The sequence below is a fragment of the Nonomuraea sp. NPDC049725 genome, from assembly GCF_040674795.1.
Lineage (GTDB): Bacteria > Actinomycetota > Actinomycetes > Streptosporangiales > Streptosporangiaceae > Nonomuraea > Nonomuraea ceibae.
Genome location: NZ_JBFANJ010000026.1, coordinates 69,134 through 92,218, shown reverse-complemented (window position 1 = coordinate 92,218; position 23,085 = coordinate 69,134). Strand labels below are relative to the sequence as shown.

Sequence of the window (23,085 nt, the reverse complement as noted above, 5' to 3'; positions counted from 1 at the left end):
GGGCGGGGGGGGGGGGGGGGGGGGGGGCGTGCGGCGGCCGGCGCGGGGCGGCGGTGACCCGGGCGCACGCCTCGGCGGTGAGCCGGGCCAGCGCCGCCGCCCGGCCGTCCTCGCTCTCCTCGGCCGCGAAGAGCTCGGCGGCGAAGCTCCACAGCAGGTCGTGCATGCGGTAGCGGGTCTGCTTCGCGGCGTCGACGTCGCTCGCGCTGATCAGCCCGGCGGCGGCGAGCTCCTCCAGGGAGTCGTCGACCTCGCGCACGCCGGCCCCGGCCAGCGCGGCGACCGCCCACGCCGCCACGCTGTCGGCCGCCACCGCGCCGAGCAGCCGGAACGCCAGCCTGGCCGGCGGCGACAGCGACGCGTAGCTCGTCGCGAACGTGGCGCGCACGTCGAGCTGCCCCGCGTGCAGCTCGTTCAGCCGCGCCGACGTGTCCGCGAGCCGCCTGGCGAGCTCGGCCGGCGGCCACGCGGGACGGGTCACGAGACGCGCCCCGGCGATGCGCAGCGCGAGCGGCAGCCGCCCGCACGCGCGCAGGATCGCCTCCGCCGACTCCGGGTCGGCGGCGAGCCGGTCGGCGCCCACCACCCGGGCGAGCAGGTCGCGGGCGTCGGCGGGCGGCGGCACGTCCAGGACGAGCGCGAACGTGCCCGGCACCGTCGGCAGCGGCCCGCGCGACGTGACGACGACCCCCGACCCGGGCGTCCCCGGGAGCAGCGGCTCCACCTGCGTCTCGTCGCCCGCGTCGTCGAGCAGCACCAGGACGGCCCGGTCGGCGATCCTGGCCCGGTACATCGCCGCCTGCTCCTCGGTGGCGGCGGGCAGGATGCCGGGGTCCACGCCGAGCGCCCGCAGCAGCTCGGCGAGCAGGTCGGCCGGGTCGCGGGGGTTCGGCGACGCGCCGCCCAGCCGGACGAACAGCTGCCCGTCGGGATAGCGGTCGCGCAGCAGGTGGGCGACGTGCACGGCCAGCGTGCTCTTGCCGACGCCCGGCGGGCCGGACACGGTCACGATCGCCGGCGTCGCGCCACCGGCGTCACTCAGCGCGGCGATCATCTCCCGCGTCTCGGACTCGCGGCCGACGAACCCGGCGAGGTCGGCCGGCAGCAGGCAGATGCCCGCCCACGCGGGCTCCCGCTCCGGCGCGGCCGGCTCCGCCGGCACCACCGCCGGCCCCACCGCCGGCACCGCCGCCGGTCCTGGCGGCTCGACGGGGGCGTCGTTCAGGATGGCCGCGTGCGCGTCGCGTAACTCCTGCCCCGGTTCCACGCCCAGCTCGGCGACCAGCACCGACCTGGCCCTGCGGTACGCCTCCAGCGCCTCGGCGCGCCGGCCCGACCGGTGCAGCGCCAGCATGAGCCGGTGCCACAGCCGCTCGTTGAGCGGGGCGGTCTCCACCAGCGGGGTCAGCTCGCCGACCAGCTCGTCGTGCAGGCCGAGCCGCAGCCGCACGTCGATCCAGCCGAGCCTGGCGCTCTCCCGCCGCTCCTCCAGCTCGGCGATGCGGGCGCTCACCTCGCCGCTCAGCGGCACGTCCTCGGCCGGCCGGCCGCGCCACAGCGGCAGCGCCCTGGCGAACAGGCGGTGGGCCTCGGCCAGGTCGCCGCGCGCCGACTCCAGCCGGGCCCGCCGTACGTCCTCGTCGAAGGCGAGCAGGTCGAGCCGGTCGGTGCGCAGGCACAGCCGGTAGCCCTGCTCCTGCGTCTCCACGTCGATCGCGGCCTTGCGCAGGACGGAGACGTAGTTCTGCAGGTTGGCCAGGGCGGAGCGGGGCGGCTCGTCCCAGACGGAGGCGATCAGCCGGTCGCTGGAGACGACGGTGTTCGGGTGGAGCAGGAACACGCTGAGCACCGCGCGGGGCTTGCCCACGAGTCGCACCGGTCTTCCCGCTTCGGCGACCCGGACGGGACCGAGGATCGCGAAGTCCACTTCCGCCTCCCGAGCACGATCAGCGAAACCCCGACGGGGGGACCTGCTATGGCGACGCTATGGGCATCCTATGGGCCCGAAGAGGAGCTTGATCGAGGACATCCGGAAGGAGGTGCACCCATGAAGATCGAGGTTCGCAAGGTCGAGGCCGTCAAGGCCACGCAGTTCGTGACCTGAGGCACCGCCTCTCAGCGGACCGGGGGGCGGCGCGCCTGTCCCCCGGTCCTCCACAGCCGACGAGATCCCCACGAGCGTCCGGAGCGGCGATGCGAGTGATGTTGAAGGAATGCGCCTGGGAGCGCCTCGGCGACGAGCTCATCGTGGTCCACGACCCGCGCGAGGCGTTCACGCTGGCCGACCCGGAGGGCCGGATCACGGCGCTCCTGGACGAGCTCGGCCGCGGGCCGGCGACCGCGGAGGAGCTGGCCGCCGCGCTGGCGGCGCGGGACGTGGCCGTCACGGCCGAGGAGGTACGCGACGGGCTGGCCGGTCTCGACTCCCTCGGCCTGGTCGAGGACGCCGCCGGGCGCTGGCTGGGCGACCCCGGCGCGGACGAGCGCCACTTCTCCAATCTGACCTTCTTCGGCGCCTTCGCCCGGCTGGGCACGCCGCGGGCGGAGTTCGTCCGGCGGCTGCGCGAGGCGCACGTCCTGGTGCTCGGCGCCGGGGGCGGCGGCTCCTCGCTCGTGCAGTGCCTGGCCGGGCTGGGCGTCGGCGCGCTGACGCTGGTGGACCGCGACGACATCGCGCCGCGCAACTTCGCCCGCCAGTTCCTGTACCGCCACGCCGACATCGGCCGGTCGAAGGTGGAGCGCGCGGCCGAGTGGGTGCGCGAGTACGACCCCGGCATCGAGGTGCGGGCGGTGGACCGGTGGATCTCCGGGCCCGAGGACCTGAAGGACCTGACCGAGGGCGTGCACGTGATGGCCGGCGGCCTGGACGGCGCCCCGGACGCCAACCTGTGGGTGAACGAGGCGGCGCTGCGCGCGGGCGTGCCGCTGGTCGCGGGCGGGATGACGCGCACGCAGCTCATCTACTTCTCCGTCGACCCGGGCCGCAGCGCCTGCCTGCGCTGCGACGAGTCGGACCTGCCGGGGCCGGAGGAGCGCACCTCAGCCGGGGTGGCCCACCGGCTCACCCGGGGGCTCCAGCTCGCCAACGGGCTCACCGGGCCGATGGCGATGCAGGTCGGGTCGCTGGTCGCGTACGAGGTGATGCGTTATCTGACGGGGGTCGAGCCGCCGCGCGCGGCGGGGGCGCGGGTGGTCCTCGACCTGCGTGACGGGCTTGTCCCGGTCCGGGTGCCGTTCCCGCGCGATCCGGACTGCCCGGCGTGCGCGCTGGCGCGGCGGTGAGGCGTGGACGTCAGGCTGCGCCCGCTGACGCTGGTCGAGGAGGGTGACGAGGTCCTGGTCGGCGACCCCGGCACCGGCACGTTCGTGACGATGCCCGCCGTGGGCGGGGTGGTGATCGCGGCGTTGCAGCGCGGCGCGAGCGCGGAGGAGGCCGGGGCCGAGGCGGAGGCGTTCGCCGGGGAGCCGGTGGACATGCCGGCGTTCGTGGCGACGCTCGCCGAGCTCGGCTTCGTCGACGACCGGCCGGGCGAGGAGCGCGAGGCGGTGCGCACCGCGCCCATCCAGACGCGGCGCTGGCTCGCCGGGGTGAGCAGCCAGGCGGCGCGGCCGTTCTTCGGGCCGGTGGCCTGGACCCTCTACGGCCTGCTGGCGCTGTGCTGCGTGGCGGTCTTCGTGGCCAGGCCGTCGCTGCTGCCGAGCCCGGCACAGGACGCGTTCCTGCTGGACGACGTGGGGCTGAGCACGTTGCTGCTGATGCCGTTCGTCATGGTCTCCACCGCGCTGCACGAGTGCGGGCACTGGCTGGCCGCGCGGGCGATCGGCGTCCGCTCCCGCTTCGGCGTGGACCGGCGGCTCATGCTGCTGGTCTTCGAGACCGACCTCACCCAGGTGTGGACGGTGCCGCGCCGTCAGCGTTACGGGCCGCTGCTCGGCGGGATGGCGGTGGACGTCGTCCTGCTCAGCGTGCTGCTGGGCGCCCGCCTGCTGATCCACGAGGGGGTGTGGGCGGCGCCCCCGGCGGTGGACGCGACGCTCGCCGTGTGGGTGTTCCTGAAGCTGGCGGGCATGCTGTGGCAGTGCATGATCTTCCTGCGGACCGATCTGTACGCGGTGCTGGTCAACGCGCTCGGCTGCCGTGACCTGTGGCGGGTCAAGACGCTGCTGCTGCGGCGCGCGTTCGGCCGCCTGACCCCGGAGCAGGCCGCCGAGCTGGTCCGGGCCGCGCCCGCCGACGTGCGGGCGGGGCGCTGGTTCCGGTGGGTGTGGCTGGCCGGGCTCGCCGGGGTGCTGGCCTGGTTCGCCGTGTTCGTGCTGCCGGTCGTGGCGGCCGTGCTGGTGTGGACGGCCGGCGGGCTGGCTGCCGGGCCGCTCAGCCTCCGGTTCTGGTACGCGCTGCTGTGCGCGGCGCTGCTGCTCGGCCCGACGGCGCTCGCCGTCGCCCTGGCCGTCAGGGAGCGGCTGACGGTCAGAGCCGGTACGTCCGGGTGATCGCGACGATGCCGCCGTCCTCCCTGGTGGCGGGGATCAGCCCCGGCGGCCGGGGCGCGAACCCGGGCACCGACGACAGCCCGTCCGTCTCGGAGATCGCCGTCAGCCGGAACCCGGCCTCCGCGCCCGGCACGCGCAGCGTGATCTCCGCGCCGCTCTCGGGCAGGCCGCGGAAGCGGACCTCGCCGGGCCAGGTCTTCGCCCGCGCCCCGGTCACGGGCACGGTGACCGGCCGCGCCCCGGCGACCCCGGCGCCCGCCTCGGTGATCGGCCGCTCGGTGCGCAGCGTGATCGAGCGCGCCCCCTTCCCGGCGACGACCTTCAGCCGGTACGTGTCGCCGTCACGCGAGAGCACGGTGACCCTCGGCCCCCGGGCGTCGACGGCCGGGGCGCGGCCCGTCCACAGCTCGCCCCTGGCGTAGCCGGGCGGCAGGAAGGCGGTGTCGCGGCCCGACACGTACCGCCTGGTCCAGGCCGGCGGGTCGAGGTCGCCGCTGACCCAGCCGGCGACCCGGGTCTCGGCGTCCATCACGTACGCCAGATGGGTGCGGCGCGGGTTGGCCGCGTCGAAGTCGTCGACGGCGAGCCCGCCCGCGACCAGCGCCGCCGCCAGCCCGGCGGCCACGGCGGGCACGCCCACCGCCACCGGCCTGCCCAGCCGGGCCCCGGGCTCCGGCAGCCACAGCTCCACCAGCGGCAGCGCCGTCAGGCCGAAGAGCGCCAGCGTCACGGCGCTCACCCCGCCGAGCGCGAGCCCCATGCCGTCGAACGCGGTCAGGGCGAGGGCGGGCAGCAGGGCGGCGGCCACGACCGCGCCCGCCGTGATCGCCGCGACCCGCCAGACGGCGCCGCGCAGCAGCAGCGCGCCCAGCCCGCCCAGCGCGGCGGCGAGCGCGGGCAGCGCGAACATGAACGACGCCGCCGGCGCGATCTGCGCGCACCCCGCCCCCACCAGCGCGGGCCAGGCCAGTGCGCCGATCGCCAGCGCGGCGGGCCCGACCCTGCGCCGCAGCGCCAGGTACCAGCCCAGCACGGCCAGCGCGACCAGCACGGCGACGGCCGCGCGGAACGCCTCCGGCCGGTGCAGCAGCCCGCCCATCCCGTAGTAGTCGGACCGCACGGCCACCAGCACCTCCCACAGCCCCTGCGCCAGGACCGCCGACAGCGCGACCGGGACGACCCCCGACAGCGCACCGACGGCCGTGCGCGGCAGGCTCAGCAGCCCCCTGCGCCGGGCGAGCAGCGCCAGGGCGGCCACTGCCGCGACGGCGAGCCCGGCCAGCGGCCAGACCAGCGCGTTCGGGTAGGTGATCAGGAAGCCGAAGAACCGGAAGTACGTGACGTCGTGCCCGGCCGCGAGCGCGGGCAGGTCGGCGCCGCCGAGCGCGCGGGCCAGCGCCAGCATGTTCGTGCCGTGGTGCTGGAGGCTGCCCCGGTTCAGGAAGGCGAGGGAGTCGTCGGCCGTGTGATAGCGCGAGGAGTCCTGGATGTAGGCGAAGTTCATGCCGGAGAACCCGGCCTCCGTCATCGGGGTGAAGTCGGTGTTGTTCGGCAGCAACCGGTACAGCTCCACCATCATCGAGTCGCCGCGCGGGTGCGGCACCGCGTCGGCGAACGTCTCGACCAGCCCGGCGTTGTCCCGCGACGTCTCGAACATCAGCGACGGCCCGCTGACTCCGCGCGCCTCCCAGTTCAGCAGCACGCCTCCGGCGCGGCCGAGCGGGTGCTCCCTGACGAACGCCTCGGCGCCGAGCACGCCGTCCTCCTCGCCGTCCGTCATCAGGAACACCAGGTCGTTGCGGAGCTCGGCGTCGCCCAGCGCGCGCACGGTCTCCAGCATCGCCGCGACGGCCGCCGCGTCGTCGGAGGCGCCCGGCCCCATCGCCGCCGAGTCGTAGTGCGCGGCGATCACCACGGTGCCGGTCGGGTCGCCGCCGGGCCGGGTGGCCACGATGTTGTGGACCTGCCCGAACGACGCCAGCCCCGTCGAGGGGTTGGCGCCCACCGCCCGCTGCACCCGCACGTCGAGCCCGGCGGCGCGCAGCTCCTTCACCAGGTAGTCCCGGGCCCGCGCACCGGCCGGGCTGCCGATCGGGCGCGGCTCGGTGGCGAAGCGCTCCAGGTGCCGCATCGCCCGCCCGGCGCTGAACTCCCCGGCCGGGGCCGAGGCGGGCAGCGGCTGCATCGTGCTGTTGGCCAGCGCGGTCAGCACGACCACGGCGGCCAGCACCAGCAGGGCCGTCACCGCCGCCGGGACGCGGCGCGGGACGTCGAACAACTTCTCGGTCATGGCCGGGAACGCTACGGTCGGCGGCGGGATGTCCGGAATGATGTTTGCGGCCGTTCTCGCCTGTGGTTTTCCACAGGTCGTGGACACGAGAACCGACAGGAAGGTGCCCAGATGGGGTTCGCGGTGTTGGGCGTGCACGCGCATCCGGACGACGAGGCGATCTGGACCGGCGGGACGCTGGCCAGGTTCTCCGCCGCAGGAGCCCGCACGGCGGTCGTGACGTGCACGGGCGCGCCGGGCACGGTCCGGGCCGGTGAGCTGGAGCGGTCGCTGGAGATCCTCGGCGCGGGCGGGCCCCGGCTGCTCGGCTACGGCGACGCCCGCGACGCCGGCGCCGCGCCCGGCGCCCCGCGCTTCGTGGACGTGCCGCTCGACGAGGCCGTGGGGCGGCTGGTCGCCCACATCAGGGAGTTCCGGCCCGACGTGGTGCTCACCTACGACGGGTACGGGTCCTACGGGCATCCGGATCACGTGCACGCGCACCGGGTGACGCTGGCGGCGGTCGAGGCGGCCGGCTACGACCAGCTCTTCCCCGAGGCGGGCGAGCCGTGGCGGCCCCGGGCGCTCTACCTGGCGACGATCCCCAGGTCGGTGGTGGCGGCGCAGTGGGAGGCGGTGTTCGGCGCGCCGCCGGAGCCGGGCAACGTGCTGCCGGGCGTCCCGGACGAGGACGTCTCGGTGCGGCTGGACGTGAGCCCCTGGGCGGAGCGCAAGTGGGCGGCCATGCACGCGCACGAGTCGGAGGTCAGGCGGGGCGCGTCGCTGACGATGCTCATCTCGCTCCCCGAGCAGGCCCGCGACCAGATGCTCCAGAACGAGTGGTATCGCCTGGCGAGCGGTCAGCCCGTCCTGGGGTGAGCCGCAGGGTGACGCTCTCCGACGCGCCGCCCCGGCCCGCCAGCCCGCCGAACGTGAGCACGGCCCGCGCCCCGACGGCGACCCGGGCCGGCGGCCGGTCGGCCCTGATCACCGCGCTGACCGGCCGGTCCCACGTCACGGTCAGCTCGCCGAGGTCGCGGCGCGGGTCCGACACGGTCACCGTGGCCGTGCCGTCGCCCGGCTCCCGGACCAGGACCGCGCACGGCGCCGAGGCGGTGAGCGGCCCCGCCGTGCCCCCGGTCCAGAAGTTGACCGCGGTCAGCCCCAGCGACGGCACGTGCACGCCCTGCTGGCGGGCGGTGTTGGCGAGCACCCGCGCCCAGCCGGGATCGGCCGCCCGCGCCCGGGTCTCCTCCTCGGAGGCGTTCGGCAGGAGCTGGTAGACGTACCCGGCGCCGACCGGGTTGAGCCCGTGGTCCAGCCAGAGGACCACGTGCCCGCCGGCCCGCCGGGTGCGCGCGCCGGTCACCACGTAGCCGCCGTGCCCGTCGAGGTGCGCCCACCCGTCGCCGGTGGCGAGCCGGGCGCCGGTGCGCCGGTTGTCCACGACGGTCTCGACCACCGCCCCGTCGAAGCAGGTGATCCCGGCCCCCAGGCACAGCACGGCGTCGTCCAGGAAGAACCACGACTTGAACGCGTCGAGCGTGCTCTCCAGCCCGAGCAGGTGCTGCCCGACCGTGGCGTGCACGCCGTCCGTCGCGCCGCCGACCCAGCGCGCCTGCGGGCACGGCTCGCCCCACGCCCCGCCCGCGCCGTCGGGCAGCCGCCGGGACGAGACCGTCGTGCCCGGCAGCCGGTAGGGGTCGACGCTCTGCCAGAACGTGCCCGAGTACTGGTCCCGGTGCCCCTCGCCCCACCAGTAGAGCATCCCGGAGCCGGTGTGCCAGCCGCGCCGGTTCTCGCCGTTGCCGTGCTCGTAGTGGGCGATCCGGTCCGAGGCCATGCTGAGGGCAGCGCACCAGCCGGGCCTGCGGTGCACGGCGCGGGCGCTCATCGGCAGCAGCCGGTGCCCGACCGGCTCGGCCGCCGCCGCCACCCCGCCGTCGGCCACGACCCGGCCCACGCGGGCGTCGTTCAGCAGGTACGGGTTGCGTACCGCCCAGCCCTTGACCACGGCCCGCCAGCGGGACCGCTCGGCGGGCCGGGCCGACTCGGCCAGCAGCAGGATCGCCGAGGCCAGCCGCAGCCCCCGCGCCTGGTCGCCGTCCGGCCCCCGGGTGATGCCGCGCCCGCTGACCAGCGGCATGCAGACGCCGTCGCGCACGAACGGCGCGAACGAGCGCTCCACGCTGTCGAACACGACCTGCCTGCCCGGGTCGGTGATCTCCCACGGCGAGCCGCGCAGCACCGCGAACAGGGTCGCCAGCCTCTCCAGCAGGACCGCCCCGTAGCCGCCCTGGTAGGGGACGGTCGTGTGCTGGATGAACGAGCCGTCCCGGTGGAACCCGTCGCCTTCGGTCACGTACCGGAAGACGGGTGACAGCGCCCGGCTGGCGAGCCGGGCCCTGGCGGGGTCGGCGGTGAGGATCGCGCGCAGCAGCGTCACCGTGCACAGGTCCACCCGGTTGGCCCCGGTGCTGGTGCCGCTGTAGTCGGCCAGGCGGCCGGCCGGGACGAAGTGGTCCACGGCGGCGGCGAGCGCGTCGTCCCGCAGGCCGGTGAGGAGCGCGGCGTCGAGGAGCTTGGCGGGGACGCCGATCTGCCAGTCCCACCAGTTGCCGTCGGGGTCGGCGCCCGCCGCGTAGACGTGGCGGCAGTAGTGGGCGATGCCGGTGGCGACGGCGGCGGCCGGTTCCGGGTCGCCGGTCAGGGCGTGCGCGCGGGCCAGGGCCAGCAGGCGGGCGGGCGTGGCCTTGAGCGAGGGGTAGGGCAGGCCGGGCCAGAGGTGGCCGGGGGCGGGGGCCATCGTGCGGGCGTGCGCGGCCGCCGAGCCGGGCGCGCGGCCGGACAGCGCGGGCAGCCCGGCCAGCGTCACCTCACGCCAGCGGCGGCGCAGCGCCTCGAAGGGGTCGCCCGCGGGGATCAGCGGGCCGACGGCGGCGAGCTGGAGGAACGACCGCCTGGACAGTTCCGGCACGATCGCATTATCGGACTGATCTCCCCGCGATCGGGTAGCCGCGGGGCATGCGGGACGAGATGGGGCTGGGGGTGCGGCTGACGATCGCCTCGGTCACGGTGGCGGTCGTCATGGTCCCGTTCATGCTGCTGCTCGTGGTGGCCAGGATGCCGCTCAACGACCTCGACGAGGGGGTGGCGCGGCAACTGCACGCGTACGCGCTGGCCAACCCGGACGTGACCACCGCGCTCATCGTGTGGACGGACGCGTTCGGGCCGATGTCGTGGCGGGTGGCGGTCGCGGTGCTGGCGATCTGGCTGGTGCGGCGCGGGGCGCGGCTGCTCGCGCTGTGGGCCGTGACCACGATGGCCGTCGGCGGGCTGCTCGGCGCCCTGATCAAGGTCATCGTGGACCGGGCGCGGCCCGACCTGCCCGATCCGGTGGCCCTGGCCGACGGCGACTCGTTCCCGTCGGGGCACGCGCTCAACGCCACGCTCGGCGCCGGGATCATCCTGCTGACCGTGATGCCGCTGCTCCGGCACCGGGCGGCGGCCTGGGCGCTCGCCTGGTTCCTGGTGGTGACGGTGGCGTGCACGCGGGTGGCGCTGGGCGTGCACTACGTCAGCGACGTCGTCGCGGGCGTGATGCTGGGCGTGGCCGTGATCGCCGCCACCGTGGCCGGGTTCGAGCGGTGGCGGCGATCCGGCGCGTCCCCGCCCTCGGCGGGCCGCCCGGCCGCCGATCAGTCCTCGGCGCGGCGCTCGTAACGCGCCCTGGCGAGCTCGTACGCCTTCCGCAGCAGGTCGCGCAGCGCCGTCTCGGTGCGCGGGCCCGGGTTGACCACGGCCAGCCAGCCCTGCGTGCCGTAGACGGGGTGCGCGATCACGGTGTCGGCGACGCTCGGATCGGTGGTGGCGGGCTCGCGGGGCGTGTGACCGGTCCACTCGACGAACGCGTCCTTCCCGGCGGCGACGTTCACCCGGAAGGCCCCGGGCCGGTCCAGGCGCGACGCCTCGTCGTCCGGGTAGTTCTTGGTCACGACGGTCGCGAAGGGCTGGATGTTGGCCGGGATGACGCCGTCGGGCGAGTAGTAGAAGAACGCGTCGCCCCAGGCGAGCTCCGGCATGCCGTCGCCGGGCTTCGGCGTGAGGGCCAGGACGCCCTCCAGGTCCGACACGAATGCGATGATCTCGTCTTTCTCCATGCGTTCCAGCGTTACATTGAAGTCCTTGTGGAGGCTTTCGAGCAGACGACAAGGGGATTCAGGGTGCCAGGTCTCCATTTGCGTACGGTCGACGTGGGGCGGCGGGCGGGCTGCTCCGTGCAGCAGGTGCGCAACCTGGAGCGTGACGGCGTGCTGCCCCCGGCGGCACGAACGGGCACCGGCCACCGCGTCTACGGGGAGGTCCACGTGCGCTCCGCGCTGGCCTACCGGGCGCTCGCGGCGGGCGTGGGACCGGTCGAGGCCAAGAAGATCATGCGCGCCGCCCACCGCCATCCGGAGCCCGGCGTGCTCGCCCTGCTCGACGCGGCGCACGCCCGGCTCGACGCCGAACGCGCGGACCTGCGGCGGGCGCAGGCGGCCGCGCGGGCGATCTCCGGCGAGCCGATCGCGGAGGTGCGGCCGTCCGACGCGATGACCGTCTCCGAGCTGGCCGCCGCGCTCGGCGTGCGCCCGTCGACGCTGCGCCACTGGGACGCCGAGGGCCTGGTCGTCCCCGACCGCGACCAGCCGCGCGGGCCCCGCCGCTACACGCCGGACCAGGTGCGCGACGCCCGGATCGTCCACCAGCTCCGGCTGGCCGGCTACCGCATCGCCCAGCTCAGGGACCTCATGCCCGAGCTGCGGCGGGCCAGGCGCTGGGACGACGTCTCCGCCGCGCTGGCCGCCCGGGAGGCCGCCGTCGAGGCCAGGTCACGGGCGCTGCTCGGCGGCGCGGCCGCGCTCGCCGCCGTCCTCGACGCCCACATGCCCGAGCCGTGATCGGGGAAGCACACACAGTGTGCAGACGTTCCTGCCCTTTCCCGACTTCACCCGCACCGCCCGGGTGCTCGACCCGCTGCGCCTGGGCAAGCAGCGGGTCGAGGCGCTGCAGATCCTGCGCGCGCTCACCGTCCCCGGCTACGGCTGGCGCCACCACCCGGCGGTGAAGATGTGGGCCGGCTACGAGGAGGCCCTGGTCCGCTACGGCCTGGAGGTGTGCGGCCGCTGGTGCTCCACCGGCCGCGCCGACACCTGCGCCGCCACGATGACGCGCGAGCTGGCCGACACCTGCGGCGCCCGCGACGTGCGCACCCAGCCGGAGCTGGCGCTGGCCGGCGAGCTGCCGCCGTGGCTGGGCGACCCCGACCTGCACCTCAGCCACCGCTCCGCGCTGCTGCGCAAGGACCCCGGCTTCTACCGGCCGCTCTTCGGCGCCGACCCGGACGACCTCGGCTACGTGTGGCCGCCCTCCGACCGGCCGCCCGCCTGCCTGTGACTCACACGACCTCGAAGTTGGCCATCATCGCCATGTCCTCGTGCTCCAGGTTGTGGCAGTGGAAGACGTAGCGCCCCTTGTAGCCGGTGAACCGGGTGACGATCTCCACCGTCTGGGCGTCGCGCAGCTCCACCGTGTCCTTCCACTCGGGCGGCCCCGCCGGGCGCTCCCCGTTCACCGACAGCACCTGGAAGTGCGACAGGTGCAGGTGCACCGGATGGGCGACGTCGCTGGACAGCCGCCAGATCTCGGTGTCGCCCAGCTTCGGCCTGGCGTCCATCCGCTTCGGGTCGAACGGCTTGCCGTTGATCAGCCAGCCGGTGCCGCCGTGCATGCTGCCGCTGCTGAACTCGAAGTCCCTGGTCACCGTGGCCTTCGCCGGGTCCAGCCGCTCGACCGTGGACAGCTTGGCGGGCACCGCCGAGTCGTCGCGGGCGTCCCGGTCCACCACGAACCGCATCACCCTGGCCTGCGGCCCCTCCCCGGCCAGGTTGCGCAGCTCGACCCGGTCACCGACCTTGTGGGCGGCGAAGTCGACGACCACGTCCACCCGCTCGGCCGGGGCCAGCCGCACCTGCCGCACGGTGACGGGCCCGGTCAGCAGCCCGCCGTCGCTGCCGATCCGCACGATCGGGCCGCCCGTGGACAGCTCGTACGTGCGCGCGTTGGAGGCGTTGAGCAGCCGGAACCTGTAGCGGGCCCGGGCCACGCGCAGCTCCGGCCAGGGCGCGCCGTTGACCAGGATGACGTCGCCGAGCACGCCGCCCATGTACGGCTCCAGCGCGCCCGGCTTGTCGCCGTAGCCGGGGTAGGGCATCTGGCCGTCCTCGGAGAAGGACCGGTCGCAGATCATCAGCGGCAGGTCGCGCTCCCCCGAGGGCAGCGGCAGCGCCTCCTCCTCGGCGTCCCGCACCAGGAAGAACCCGGCGAGGCCGCGCCACACCTGCGGGCCCGTGTAGTCCATGCGGTGGTCGTGATACCAGAGCGTGGCGGCCCGCTGGTCGAGCGGGAAGTCGTAGTCGCGCCGCTGGGCGGGCTGCACCAGGTCCGTCGGGTAGCCGTCGGACTCCGGCGGCGTGTGCCCGCCGTGCAGGTGCATGACGGTCGGCACGTCCAGCTCGTTGGCCAGGCGCACCACGGTCCTGCGGCCGGCCCGCGCCTCGATCGTGGGGCCGGGGAAGCTGCCGCCGTAGCCCCAGATGCGGGTCTTCATGCCCGGCAGGATCTCCACGTCGGCGGCGCGCGGCGTCAGGTCGTAGTAGTCGACGCCGGCGGTCGTGCGGGACGGCTTGGCGATCTCCGGCACCGGCAGCGGCACCGCGTACGGCTTGGGCAGCGGCGCGGTGCTGGTCAGGAGCTGGGGCTGCGGCGTGCCTTCGAGCAGCGAGCAGCCCGGCAGCGCGGCGGCGACGGCGCCCAGCCCGAACAGCTGAAGCGCCCGCCGTCTCGACAGCGTCATGCCGGCACCGGGGAGCGGCTCGGCAGGACCCGGCTGAGCTGCATGACCGTCCCGCCGAACAGGAGCACGCCGAGCGGCAGGTGCAGCACCTTGAGCCCCATGACGCCCAGGACCGCCGCCACGCCGGTGAACACCAGCAGGCCGACCGCCGGCGCGACGAACATGGCGGGGCCGCCGCCCGGACGCCACACCAGGATCGCCGCCACCAGGTGCGCCAGCCCGAGGACCAGCAGCACGCCACCGGACAGCATGTGCATCTGCCGCCCGTCCGGCGACGACAGCAGCAGCCCGGCGGTCACCGCCTGGGCCAGCATGGCGAGCATGTGCAGGACCACCACGACCCGCAGGACAGGGAGGAATCTCATCGCGTTTCCTTTCGACGGCTGTGCCACATCGTGGCCTCCACGGCCCGTCCCGGTCGTCCTGCGGGGGATGGCATTGCGCGCTACGGCGGGGGGAGAAGCGCGGCGGGTCCCGCTACCACGCGGGGAGTAGCGGCAGGTCAAACCTGGGTCCGATGACGGCGGCGCGGGGCGGGTTCTACGCTGCTCGAATGAAGTTCGAGCACGGCCGGCGCCCGGGCGCCGCCGACGTGACGCTGGCGGTGGCCGTCGCCGCCGTCCTGCTGGCCGTCGTGCTGCCCGGCACCGACACCGGGCCGCTCGGCCAGGCCGCCGTCGTGGCCGGCTCGCTCGCCCTGGTCGCCTGGCGGTGGGCGCCGCTGCCGGCGCTCCTCGTCTCCGCCTGCGGCATGCTGCTCTACGCGACGCAGGCGCAGCCCACGCCGCCGACCGCGTTCCCGGTGCTGCTGTGCCTGTTCGCCACGATCCGGTCAGGCCACCGGGTGACGGGCATCGCGGTGAGCGCGGTGTTCCTGGCCGGGGCGCTGGCCGCCGGTCTGGCCGGCGACACCGGGCAGCCCGATCAGGAGATCATGCAGGACACCTCGCTGCTGGTCGGCTGGTTCGTCGCAGCGTGCGTGGCGGCGACCGTGAGCAAGCACCGGCAGGCGTTCCTGGAGCAGGCCGAGCAGCGGGCGGCCGAGGCCGAGCGCACCCGCGAGGAGGTGGCCCGCCGCCGCGCGGGCGAGGAGCGGCTGCGCATCGCCAGGGAGCTGCACGACTCGCTCACCCACAGCATCTCGGTCATCAAGGTCCAGGCCGGGGTGGCCATCCACCTGGCGCGCAAGCGCGGCGACGAGGTGCCCGCCGCGCTGCTGGCCATCCAGGAGGCCAGCGGTGACGCGATCCGCGAGCTGCGGGCGACGCTCGACGTGCTGCGCGAGTCCGGCGTCGAGCCGGCCGGCAGCGGCCTCGACCTGCTCGACGACCTGGTCGAGCGGGCCCGCCGCACCGGCCTGGCCGCCACGGTGACGCTCACCGGCGAGCGGCGCGAGCTGCCGCCCGACGTCGACCGGGCCGCCTACCGGATCGTCCAGGAGGCGCTGACCAACGTGTCCAGGCACGCCGGCCAAGCCGCCGCGCTGGTCCGGGTCGACTACCGGCCGGGCGCGCTGGTCGTCCAGGTCGACGACGACGGCTGCGCCGATCCTGACCGGGCGCCCGTCCCGGGCAACGGGCTGACCGGCATGCGCGAGCGCGTCACCGCGCTCGGCGGCAGCCTGCACGCCGCCCCCCGCCCCGAGGGCGGGTTCACCGTGCGGGCCGAGCTGCCGCTCGCCCGGGAGCTGGAGCAGGCGTCATGATCCGGGTCCTCATCGTCGACGACCAGGCGCTCATCCGGGGCGGCTTCCGCGCCCTGCTGGAGGCGGAGGACGACATCGAGGTCGTCGCCGAGGCGGTGCACGGCGAGCAGGCCGTCGCCCTCGCCCTGGAGCACCGGCCCGACGTGGCGCTGATCGACGTGCAGATGCCGGTGATGGACGGCATCGAGGCCACCCGCCGCATCGCCGCCGACGAGCGGCTGTCCGGCGTGCACGTGGTGATCCTCACCAACTACGGCGTCGACGAGTACGTCTACGACGCGCTGCGGGCCGGGGCCGCCGGGTTCCTGGTCAAGGACACCGAGCCCGATGACCTGCTCCAGGGCGTCCGGGTCGCGGCCAGGGGCGACGCGCTGCTGTCGCCGTCGATCACCCGCCGCCTGATCGGCGCGTTCATGGCCAACCGGCCCGAGCCGGAGCCCGTCGGCCTCGACACGCTGACCAACCGGGAGCGGGAGGTGACGGCGCTGGTGGCGCGCGGCCTGTCCAACGACGAGATCGCCGCCGAGATGGTGATCAGCCCGATGACCGCCAAGACCCACGTCAGCCGGGCCATGACCAAGCTGGGCGCCAGGGACCGGGCGCAGCTCGTCGTCTTCGCCTACGAGTCGGGGCTGGTGACCCCGCGCTCCACGGTCACCTGACCGCCCGCCGCTGCCGGATCGACCCCGGCTGATCTGCGCCGATCCCCCGTGCCCGGCGGGCCCGCTGAACTACACTCGCACCGGCCGGAACCCGTTTACGAGCCTAGGGCGCTCCTGCCCGCGGCCCCGAACGCCTGGGAGTCACGTGAGCAGCGGGCTAGTCGACGCACCGCCGACCCCGTCCACCACCCGGCCACGACGGCGCTGGCTGCGCCGGTTGATCGTGGCCGTGACGGCGCTCGTGCTGCTCGTGACCGGGGCGGCGGTCGCCGTCGCCGTGCGGCTGACCGGCAACGTGGAGCACACCGACGTGGCCGGCGACCTCGGCACCGCCCGCCCGGCCAAGGTCGCCGCGAGCGCGCTCAACGTGCTGATCGTCGGCTCCGACCAGCGTGACGGCCGCAACGCCCGCTACGGCCGCCGCATCACCGGCGAGCGCACCGACACGATCATGCTCGCCCACCTGTCGTCCGACCGCGAGAACGCGATGGTGATCAGCTTCCCGCGCGACTCGATGGTCCAGCTCCCCGCCTGCCGCGCCAAGGGCGGGCTGCCCGGCCAGCAGCCCCACGTCGGCATGATCAACGAGTCGTTCAACTCGGGCGGCATCGGCTGCACCTGGAAGACGATCGAGTCGCTCACCGGCATCCACATCGACCACTTCGTCAAGGTCGACTTCAGCGGGTTCAAGGACATGGTCGACGCCGTCGGCGGCGTCGAGGTGTGCCTGCCGGAGCGGGTCGACGACGACAAGGCCATGCTCCACCTGCCCGCGGGCCGCCAGACGCTCGGCGGCGAGCAGGCGCTCGGCTACGTCCGGGCCCGCTACAGCTTCGGCGACGGCTCCGACATCGGCCGGATCCAGCGGCAGCAGATGTTCATCGCCTCGATGGCGAAGAAGGTGATGAGCGGCGAGACGCTCACCGACCCGGTCCGGCTGTTCGGCTTCCTCGACGCCGGCACCAAGGCCGTCACCACCGACCCCGGCCTGACGCCCGGCGTGATGAAGGACCTGGCGGAGAGCCTGCGCGGGCTCACCGCCGGGAAGATCAGGTTCATCACCACGCCGTGGCACTACTCGGTCAGCCAGCCGGGCCGGGTCGAATGGGTGCAGCCCCAGGCGAACCAGCTCTTCCGCATCGTGGCCAAGGACGCCGAGCTCACCGGCGTCCAGGGTGGCCAAGCCAAGATGCCGAGGTCCAAGGTCGCCGTGGAGCTGCGCAACGGCACTTACCGCACCGGTCTCGGGGCCCAGGTGGCAGCCGTGCTCGAACAGCGCGGCTATCACATCGTCAAGATCGCCGACACCGTACGGAAGCCGTACCGGAAGTCGATGATCCTTTACGGGCCCAACGGCGAGGCGCGGGTGCCGACACTGGCCAAGGACCTGCCGAGGAGCAGGCCGAGGCTGGTGCCGGCGGCCCGGACGGCGCGGCTGGTGCTGATTCTGGGCGACGACTGGCGCGGGCTCAAGCCGCTCGACCCGGCCGACGGCGAGGCGATCAAGGGGTTCGACGCCACGCACGACACCTGCGCCGGCTGACCCCTACTGCTTGCGCACGCAGGAGATCGTCTCCAGCTGCACGACCTTGGCCGGGCCCGCGTCGGCCTCGGTGCCGGTCTCAGCGCCGGCCTCGGTGCCGGTCTCGGTGCCGGCCTCGGCGTCGGGCCGGGTGGGGGCGAACTCCACCTCGGTCGCCGCCTCCGCGTCGAGCACGTCCGTCGGGACCGCGCCGGGTTCGCCCGCCTTGACCCAGTCCTGCCCGGCGGGCCCGGCGGGTTCGGCGGGGATCGCCGGGACGGCCTTGGCGACCTCCAGCTCGACCGTCTTGCCGTCGGGCGTGGTGCAGGTGACCTGGTGGGGCACGTCGTCGGCGGCCAGGGCGGAGCCGCCCAGCCCGGCCAGCGCCAGCACCGCGACCGCGCCGAGCACCGCGAACCGTCGTCTGATCATGTGCTTCTCCTCTGTGGATGGGACGTTGCGGGGTTCAGGCTGGCGGGCCGTACCTGAAGCGGCCCTGAACGCGCCCTAAGTGATCTTCAGGTTGGCTTTAGGCGCGATGCGGCACGCTGGCCGGTGTGCGGGTGCTACTGGTGGAGGACGAGCGGCGGCTGGCCGAGCTGGTAAGGAACGGGCTGACCGGCGAGGGGTTCGCGGTCGACGTGGCCCACGACGGGCGCGACGGGCTGTGGATGGCCACGGAGAACGCCTACGACGTGATCGTGCTGGACGTGATGCTGCCCCGGCTCAACGGCTACGCGCTCTGCTCGCGGCTGCGCGAGGCCGGCGACTGGACCCCGATCATGATGCTCACCGCCAAGGACGGCGTCCACGACGAGGCCGAGGCGCTCGACAACGGCGCCGACGACTACCTGTCCAAGCCGTTCTCGTACGTGGTGCTGCTGGCCAGGCTGCGCGCGCTGGTGCGGCGCGGCGGCCGGGAGCGGCCCGTGTCGCTCACCGTGGGCGACCTGGTCGTCGACCCCGCCGGGCTGCGCTGCCGCCGGGGCGCGGCGGAGATCGCGCTGACGCCCAAGGAGTTCGCGGTGCTGCACGGGCTGGCCAGGCGGGCCGGTGAGGTGGTGTCCAAGAGCGAGCTGCTCGCCCAGGCGTGGGACTTCTCCTACGACGGCGACCCGAACATCGTCGAGGTGTACATCAGCGCGCTGCGCCGCAAGATCGACCAGCCGTTCGGCCGGTCCACCCTGGTCACGGTGCGCGGCGCCGGCTACCGGCTGGAGGCGGAGTGAACCTGTCGTCCGTGCGGGTGCGCGCCACGGCGGCGGCGACCCTGATCGTCGCGCTGGCGCTGGGCACCGCCGCGATCGCGCTGGTGGCGGTGCTGCGCGGCAGCCTGGAGGGCAGCGCCGGCCTGGAGGCGGCCAGGAAGGCGGCCGCCGTCGCCCCCGCGCTGACCGTCGAGGCCGTGCCCGCCCTGCCGGCCGAGCCGCTGACGGTGGCCGACCCCGACGTGTGGGTCGGCGGCGAGGACTCCCTCGGCACGTGGGCGCCCGCGGGCGAGTACGCGATCGCCCGGCTCCAGGTGCCGACCGCCGACGGCGGGACCACCGTGTGGGGCAGGGCCTCGCTGGAAGGGGCCGAGCAGGCGCTGGCGACGCTCAACGGCGTGCTGCTGCCCGGCCTGCCCGCGCTGCTGGCCGTGGTCGCCGGGATGACGTGGTTCGCGGTCGGCCGGGTGCTGCGCCCGGTGTCGGCGATCCGCGCCAAGCTCGCCCACATCACCGCCCGCGACCTGTACGAACGGGTGCCGGTCCCGCGCTCGCGCGACGAGGTCGCCGCGCTGGCGGTCACCGTGAACGGGACCCTCGACCGGCTGGAGACGTCCGTCGAGACGCACAAGCGGTTCGTCGCCGACGCGGCGCACGAGCTGCGCAGCCCGATCGCCACCCTGCGCGCCCGGCTGGAGCTCGCCGAGCCCAGCGAGCTGACCGCCGAGGCCCTGGCCGACGTCGACCGCATCCAGGCCCTGGCCGCCGACCTGCTGCTGCTCGCCCGGCTCGACGCCGGGGAACCGCTGCCCGCCGCCGACGTCGACCTCGGCCAGGTGGCCGTGGAGGAGGCGCTGCGCGCCCGGCGCCGCCCCGGCGTCGAGCTCGACCTGGAGATCGAGCCCGACGTGGTGATCAGCGGCTCTGCCGGTCACCTCGCCCGGCTGGTCACCAACCTCGTCGACAACGCCGCCCGGCACGCCGGCTCCCGCGTCCGGGTCAGCGTCCGCGCCGACGGCGGCGGGGCCGTGCTCCAGGTGCGCGACGACGGCCCCGGCATCTCCGCCGAGCACCGGGAGGCGGTGTTCGACAGGTTCACCCGGCTGGACGAGGCGCGGGCCAGGGACGCGGGCGGCGCCGGGCTGGGCCTGGCCATCGCCCGCGACATCGCCACCCTGCACGGCGGCACGCTCACGGCCGGGGACGACGGGCTCACCGCCCGCTTCCCCCGGCCGCCGCGCTCATAGCGTCTGGTCGAGCTGCAGGAAGGCCCGCTCGATCACCTGCCGGGTCACCTGCTCGTCGTACGGGAACCGGTGGACGAGGTCGCGCAGCCCTTCCACGTGGGCCTGCCTGGCCAGCTCCGCCACCGCCGTCAGCTCGGCGTGCTGCCTCACCACGAAGTCGCGGTCCACGACCGCGCCGTGGCCCGGCACGTACACGAGCTCGCGCGTCTCCTCCAGCATGCGCGCGGTCGTGTCGGGCCAGTCGAGCGGGTACGAGTCGCCGAACGCGGGCGGAGCGCCCTCCTCCACCAGGTCACCGGCGAACACCACGCCCGCGTCGGGCACGTGCGCGACGATGTCGTTCGAGCTGTGGCCCAGCCCGAAATGCCGCAGATGGACCATCCGGCCGCCGATGTCGAGCGTCGCCGTCGAGGTGAACGTGTGATCCGGCGGCACGATCTCCACCTCCTCCACCTCGGCACGCCGCTCCTCGGGGACGAACCCGGCGACCTTGGCCCGCTGCTCCCGGCCGTCCCGCTCGATCTCCTCCGCGCACCTGACATGCCCCCAGATCTCCGCGGGCTGGAACAGGGCGTTGCCGAAACAGTGGTCGAAATGCGCGTGGCTGTTCACGACCGTCCACGGGCTGGTGGTGATCCGCCTGATGGCCTCGATCAGATCGGCGGCCTCCCGATGCGACATGCGGGTGTCGAACACCATGCAGTGCCCGTCCCCGACGACCAGCCCCACGTTCAGGTCGTACGACGCGTGCCGCCGGACATAGACCCGGTCGCCGACCTCTGTCCACTGCTCAAGTGCCGTCATGGCCCACGACCCTACTTAGGATCAGGACATGGCATTCGATATCCAGATCGTCATCGACTCCCAGGCCCCGCACCCGCTGGCCGACTGGTGGGCGGAGGCGCTCGGCTGGCAGGTGGAGCGGCAGGACGAGGCGTTCATCCGCAGCCTGATCGAGAAGGGCCACGCGACGGAGGACGACACCATGTTCCACCGCGGCAACCTGGTGTGGAAGGACGGCGCCGCCATCCGCCACCCCGGCGGGCTGGAGCGGGCCCCGCGCGTGCTGTTCCAGCTCGTGCCCGAGGCCAAGACGGTCAAGAACCGGGTGCACCTGGACGTCCGGGTGGGCGCCGACAACATCGACGCCGAGGTCGAGCGGCTGGTCGCCCACGGGGCCACCGTGCTGCACAAGGGCCGCCAGGGCCCCACCTGGTGGGTCACCATCGCCGACCCCGAGGGCAACGAGCTCTGCCTGGCCTGATCACGCCCGGAGGTAGGCCAGCACCGCCAGGACCCGGCGGTGCCCGTCGGCGGCGGGAGGCAGGTCGAGCTTGCTGAAGATGTTGGCGATGTGCTTGGCCACCGCCGCCTCCGTGACGACCAGCTCGCGGGCGATCGAGGCGTTGGCCCGCCCCTCCGCGATCAGCGCCAGCACCTCCAGCTCCCGGGGCGTCAGCCGCTCCAGCGGGTCGCGCCGCCGCCGCAGCAACTGCCGCACCACCTCGGGGTCGACGACCGTCGCGCCCCCGGCCACCCTGACCAGCGCGTCGACGAACTCGCGCACCTCCCCCACCCGGTCCTTCAGCAGGTAGCCGATGCCCGCCCCGCCCCCGGAGTCGAGCAGCTCGGCCGCGTAGGTCTGCTCGACGTACTGGCTGAGCACGAGCACCGCCAGCTCGGGCCGCTCCGCCCGCAGCACCAGCGCCGCGCGCAGCCCCTCGTCGGCGAACCCGGGCGGCATCCGCACGTCCGTCACCACCGCGTCGGGCCGCAGCTCGCGCGCGGCCGCCACCAGCGCGTCGGCGTCGCCCACCGACGCGACCACCTCGTGCCCGAAGCGTTGCAGCAGCCCGGCCAGGCCCTCACGCAGCAGGACGGCGTCTTCGGCGATCACCACGCGCACGGGATCTCCACTCTGAGCAGGGTCGGCCCACCGGCCGGACTTCGCAAGGACAGTTTCCCGTCGACGACGGCCAGCCGGTCGGCCAGCCCCGTGAGGCCGCTCCCACGGGCCGGATCGGCCCCGCCGCGCCCGTCGTCGTACACCTCGACGACCAGCGTGCCGTCATGGACGTGCCCGGTCACGCGGGCCCGGGACGCGCCGCTGTGCTTGGCGACGTTGGCCAGCGCCTCGCTGATCACGTAGTAGGCCGTCACCTCGACCGCCTCCGCCGGCCTGCGGGGCAGCTCGATCGCCACCTCGACCGGCACCGGCGACCGGCCGGCCACGTCGTGCACCGCAGCCGCCAGCCCGCGCCCGGTCAGCACCTCCGGATGCACGCCCCGGATCAGCTCGCGCAGCTCGGCCAGCGCCCGCTTCGCCTCGTCCTGCGCCAGCCCCACCAGCCTGCCCACCGGAGAGTCGTCCGGCAGGTCGAGCCGGGCCATGCCCAGGCTCATCGACAGCGCCACCAGCCGCTGCTGCGCGCCGTCGTGCAGGTCACGCTCGATCCGCCGCCGCTCCACCTCGAACGCGTCGACCAGCCGGGCGCGCGAGCGCAGCACCTCGGCGAGCTCGGTGTCGTACGGCGCCAGCATCGCCCGCGCCATCGCGCCCCGCCCGCCGGCCCACGCGGTCACCACGTACGCCGCCACCGGGACCAGCACCACCCCAGCCACGCTCGCGGCCGCCCCCACCCCCCGCGTCACCAGCGGCTGGACCAGCGGCGTCAGGATCAGCAGCACCGGCCCGACCGCCGTCAGCAGGATCATCAGCAGGTCGATCCACCACAGGGCCAGCACCACGAGCACGGCCAACCCGAGCTCCCGCCCGCGCGCCACCGGCCCCAGCGCCCTGCCGTCCACCAGCCGCAGCCGCCGCCGCTCCAGCCACCCCACCAGCGGCAGCGTGGCCACCAGGAGCACCACCGCGCCGACCAGCCGCACCTCGACCGGCAGCACGTCACCCGTGATCCCGGCGAACAGCACGATCACGCCGGGCAGCTGCCCGGCCACCAGGTACGCCAGCGACCGCCACGGCCACGCCGACGTCAGGAAAGCCACCGGCCTCCTGCTGAGCGCCTCCAGCGCGGTCCTCGTCAACACACGTGCGACCGTATCGAGGAGCCGCAGGTCAGGGCAGT

22 protein-coding genes are annotated in these 23,085 nt (G+C 74.8%); 12 read left to right on the top strand and 10 right to left on the bottom strand.

Going from position 1 to position 23,085, the window contains the following annotated elements:
- On the bottom strand, nucleotides 1–1,927 hold a 1,927-nt coding region (locus tag AB0J53_RS42185; protein WP_364183175.1), incomplete at its 3' end, for a transcriptional regulator.
- A gap of 266 nt (nucleotides 1,928–2,193) precedes the next feature.
- On the opposite strand from AB0J53_RS42185, the gene AB0J53_RS42180 reads away from it, so the two are divergent.
- On the top strand, nucleotides 2,194–3,282 hold the full coding sequence (locus tag AB0J53_RS42180) for a ThiF family adenylyltransferase (protein ID WP_364183172.1): 1,089 nt from the start codon (nucleotides 2,194–2,196) through the stop codon (nucleotides 3,280–3,282).
- Nucleotides 3,283–3,285: 3 nt separating this feature from the next.
- Nucleotides 3,286–4,491 (top strand): hypothetical protein, encoded by a 1,206-nt coding sequence (locus tag AB0J53_RS42175; RefSeq protein WP_364183170.1) that lies wholly within the window; start codon nucleotides 3,286–3,288, stop codon nucleotides 4,489–4,491.
- Here AB0J53_RS42175 and AB0J53_RS42170 read toward each other — a convergent pair.
- On the bottom strand, nucleotides 4,469–6,781 hold the full coding sequence (locus tag AB0J53_RS42170; RefSeq protein WP_364183167.1) for a M20/M25/M40 family metallo-hydrolase: 2,313 nt from the start codon (nucleotides 6,779–6,781) through the stop codon (nucleotides 4,469–4,471). The two genes, AB0J53_RS42175 and AB0J53_RS42170, sit on opposite strands and share 23 nt — an antisense overlap.
- A gap of 111 nt (nucleotides 6,782–6,892) precedes the next feature.
- Here AB0J53_RS42170 and AB0J53_RS42165 point away from each other — a divergent pair, with 111 nt between their 5' ends.
- Entirely contained in the window at nucleotides 6,893–7,639 is a 747-nt protein-coding gene (locus AB0J53_RS42165; protein WP_364183164.1) for a PIG-L family deacetylase, read from the top strand.
- Here AB0J53_RS42165 and AB0J53_RS42160 read toward each other — a convergent pair.
- Nucleotides 7,554–9,737: a polysaccharide lyase 8 family protein gene (locus AB0J53_RS42160; protein ID WP_364183161.1), complete on the bottom strand. Its 2,184-nt coding sequence runs from the start codon at nucleotides 9,735–9,737 to the stop codon at nucleotides 7,554–7,556. The genes AB0J53_RS42165 and AB0J53_RS42160 overlap by 86 nt on opposite strands.
- A 47-nt stretch (nucleotides 9,738–9,784) precedes the next feature.
- Here AB0J53_RS42160 and AB0J53_RS42155 point away from each other — a divergent pair, with 47 nt between their 5' ends.
- A complete protein-coding gene (locus AB0J53_RS42155; protein ID WP_364183158.1) occupies nucleotides 9,785–10,483 on the top strand; it encodes a phosphatase PAP2 family protein in 699 nt (232 codons plus the stop codon).
- Here the strand turns inward: AB0J53_RS42155 and AB0J53_RS42150 are convergent.
- Nucleotides 10,459–10,920, bottom strand: coding sequence for a DUF6194 family protein (locus tag AB0J53_RS42150; protein ID WP_364183155.1), 462 nt, complete (start codon nucleotides 10,918–10,920; stop codon nucleotides 10,459–10,461). The two genes, AB0J53_RS42155 and AB0J53_RS42150, sit on opposite strands and share 25 nt — an antisense overlap.
- Nucleotides 10,921–10,983: 63 nt before the next feature.
- Here AB0J53_RS42150 and AB0J53_RS42145 point away from each other — a divergent pair, with 63 nt between their 5' ends.
- The gene (locus AB0J53_RS42145; protein ID WP_364183152.1) at nucleotides 10,984–11,700 is read left to right on the top strand and encodes a MerR family transcriptional regulator; all 717 of its coding nucleotides are present in this window, start codon (nucleotides 10,984–10,986) and stop codon (nucleotides 11,698–11,700) included.
- Between the two features lie 19 nt (nucleotides 11,701–11,719).
- Nucleotides 11,720–12,196 carry an MSMEG_6728 family protein gene (locus AB0J53_RS42140; RefSeq protein WP_364183149.1) on the top strand — a complete coding sequence of 159 codons (477 nt, stop codon included), beginning with the start codon at nucleotides 11,720–11,722 and terminating at the stop codon, nucleotides 12,194–12,196.
- Between the two features lies 1 nt (nucleotide 12,197).
- On the opposite strand, the gene AB0J53_RS42135 is transcribed toward AB0J53_RS42140, so the two are convergent.
- Both AB0J53_RS42135 and AB0J53_RS42130 read right to left on the bottom strand, forming a co-directional pair.
- Nucleotides 12,198–13,655, bottom strand: coding sequence for a multicopper oxidase family protein (locus tag AB0J53_RS42135; protein ID WP_357582975.1), 1,458 nt, complete (start codon nucleotides 13,653–13,655; stop codon nucleotides 12,198–12,200).
- Nucleotides 13,652–14,020, bottom strand: coding sequence for a hypothetical protein (locus AB0J53_RS42130; RefSeq protein ID WP_219504199.1), 369 nt, complete (start codon nucleotides 14,018–14,020; stop codon nucleotides 13,652–13,654). Before AB0J53_RS42130 ends, AB0J53_RS42135 begins: the two co-directional genes overlap by 4 nt.
- 188 nt (nucleotides 14,021–14,208) lie before the next feature.
- Between AB0J53_RS42130 and AB0J53_RS42125 the strand changes: the two genes are divergently transcribed.
- From AB0J53_RS42125 to AB0J53_RS42115, 3 genes are all read left to right on the top strand, one after another.
- On the top strand, nucleotides 14,209–15,360 hold the full coding sequence (locus tag AB0J53_RS42125; RefSeq protein WP_364183145.1) for a sensor histidine kinase: 1,152 nt from the start codon (nucleotides 14,209–14,211) through the stop codon (nucleotides 15,358–15,360).
- Nucleotides 15,357–16,022: a response regulator transcription factor gene (locus tag AB0J53_RS42120; protein WP_219504206.1), complete on the top strand. Its 666-nt coding sequence runs from the start codon at nucleotides 15,357–15,359 to the stop codon at nucleotides 16,020–16,022. The genes AB0J53_RS42125 and AB0J53_RS42120 overlap by 4 nt, the downstream gene beginning before the upstream one ends.
- 145 nt (nucleotides 16,023–16,167) lie before the next feature.
- Nucleotides 16,168–17,565 carry an LCP family protein gene (locus tag AB0J53_RS42115; RefSeq protein ID WP_364183141.1) on the top strand — a complete coding sequence of 466 codons (1,398 nt, stop codon included), beginning with the start codon at nucleotides 16,168–16,170 and terminating at the stop codon, nucleotides 17,563–17,565.
- 3 nt (nucleotides 17,566–17,568) lie between these two features.
- On the opposite strand, the gene AB0J53_RS42110 is transcribed toward AB0J53_RS42115, so the two are convergent.
- Entirely contained in the window at nucleotides 17,569–17,976 is a 408-nt protein-coding gene (locus AB0J53_RS42110; protein WP_364183139.1) for a hypothetical protein, read from the bottom strand.
- A gap of 125 nt (nucleotides 17,977–18,101) precedes the next feature.
- Here AB0J53_RS42110 and AB0J53_RS42105 point away from each other — a divergent pair, with 125 nt between their 5' ends.
- Nucleotides 18,102–18,773: a response regulator transcription factor gene (locus AB0J53_RS42105; RefSeq protein WP_364183136.1), complete on the top strand. Its 672-nt coding sequence runs from the start codon at nucleotides 18,102–18,104 to the stop codon at nucleotides 18,771–18,773.
- Nucleotides 18,770–19,999, top strand: coding sequence for a HAMP domain-containing sensor histidine kinase (locus tag AB0J53_RS42100; protein ID WP_364183133.1), 1,230 nt, complete (start codon nucleotides 18,770–18,772; stop codon nucleotides 19,997–19,999). The genes AB0J53_RS42105 and AB0J53_RS42100 overlap by 4 nt, the downstream gene beginning before the upstream one ends.
- Here AB0J53_RS42100 and AB0J53_RS42095 read toward each other — a convergent pair.
- Nucleotides 19,994–20,803, bottom strand: coding sequence for an MBL fold metallo-hydrolase (locus tag AB0J53_RS42095; protein ID WP_364183130.1), 810 nt, complete (start codon nucleotides 20,801–20,803; stop codon nucleotides 19,994–19,996). The two genes, AB0J53_RS42100 and AB0J53_RS42095, sit on opposite strands and share 6 nt — an antisense overlap.
- Before the next feature lie 28 nt (nucleotides 20,804–20,831).
- On the opposite strand from AB0J53_RS42095, the gene AB0J53_RS42090 reads away from it, so the two are divergent.
- Nucleotides 20,832–21,263, top strand: a complete 432-nt coding sequence (locus AB0J53_RS42090; RefSeq protein WP_219504222.1) for a VOC family protein — start codon at nucleotides 20,832–20,834, stop codon at nucleotides 21,261–21,263.
- On the opposite strand, the gene AB0J53_RS42085 is transcribed toward AB0J53_RS42090, so the two are convergent.
- Both AB0J53_RS42085 and AB0J53_RS42080 read right to left on the bottom strand, forming a co-directional pair.
- On the bottom strand, nucleotides 21,264–21,905 hold the full coding sequence (locus AB0J53_RS42085) for a response regulator transcription factor (RefSeq protein WP_364183128.1): 642 nt from the start codon (nucleotides 21,903–21,905) through the stop codon (nucleotides 21,264–21,266).
- A complete protein-coding gene (locus tag AB0J53_RS42080) occupies nucleotides 21,893–23,047 on the bottom strand; it encodes a histidine kinase (RefSeq protein WP_364183127.1) in 1,155 nt (384 codons plus the stop codon). The genes AB0J53_RS42085 and AB0J53_RS42080 overlap by 13 nt, the downstream gene beginning before the upstream one ends.
- Nucleotides 23,048–23,085: the final 38 nt, after the last annotated feature.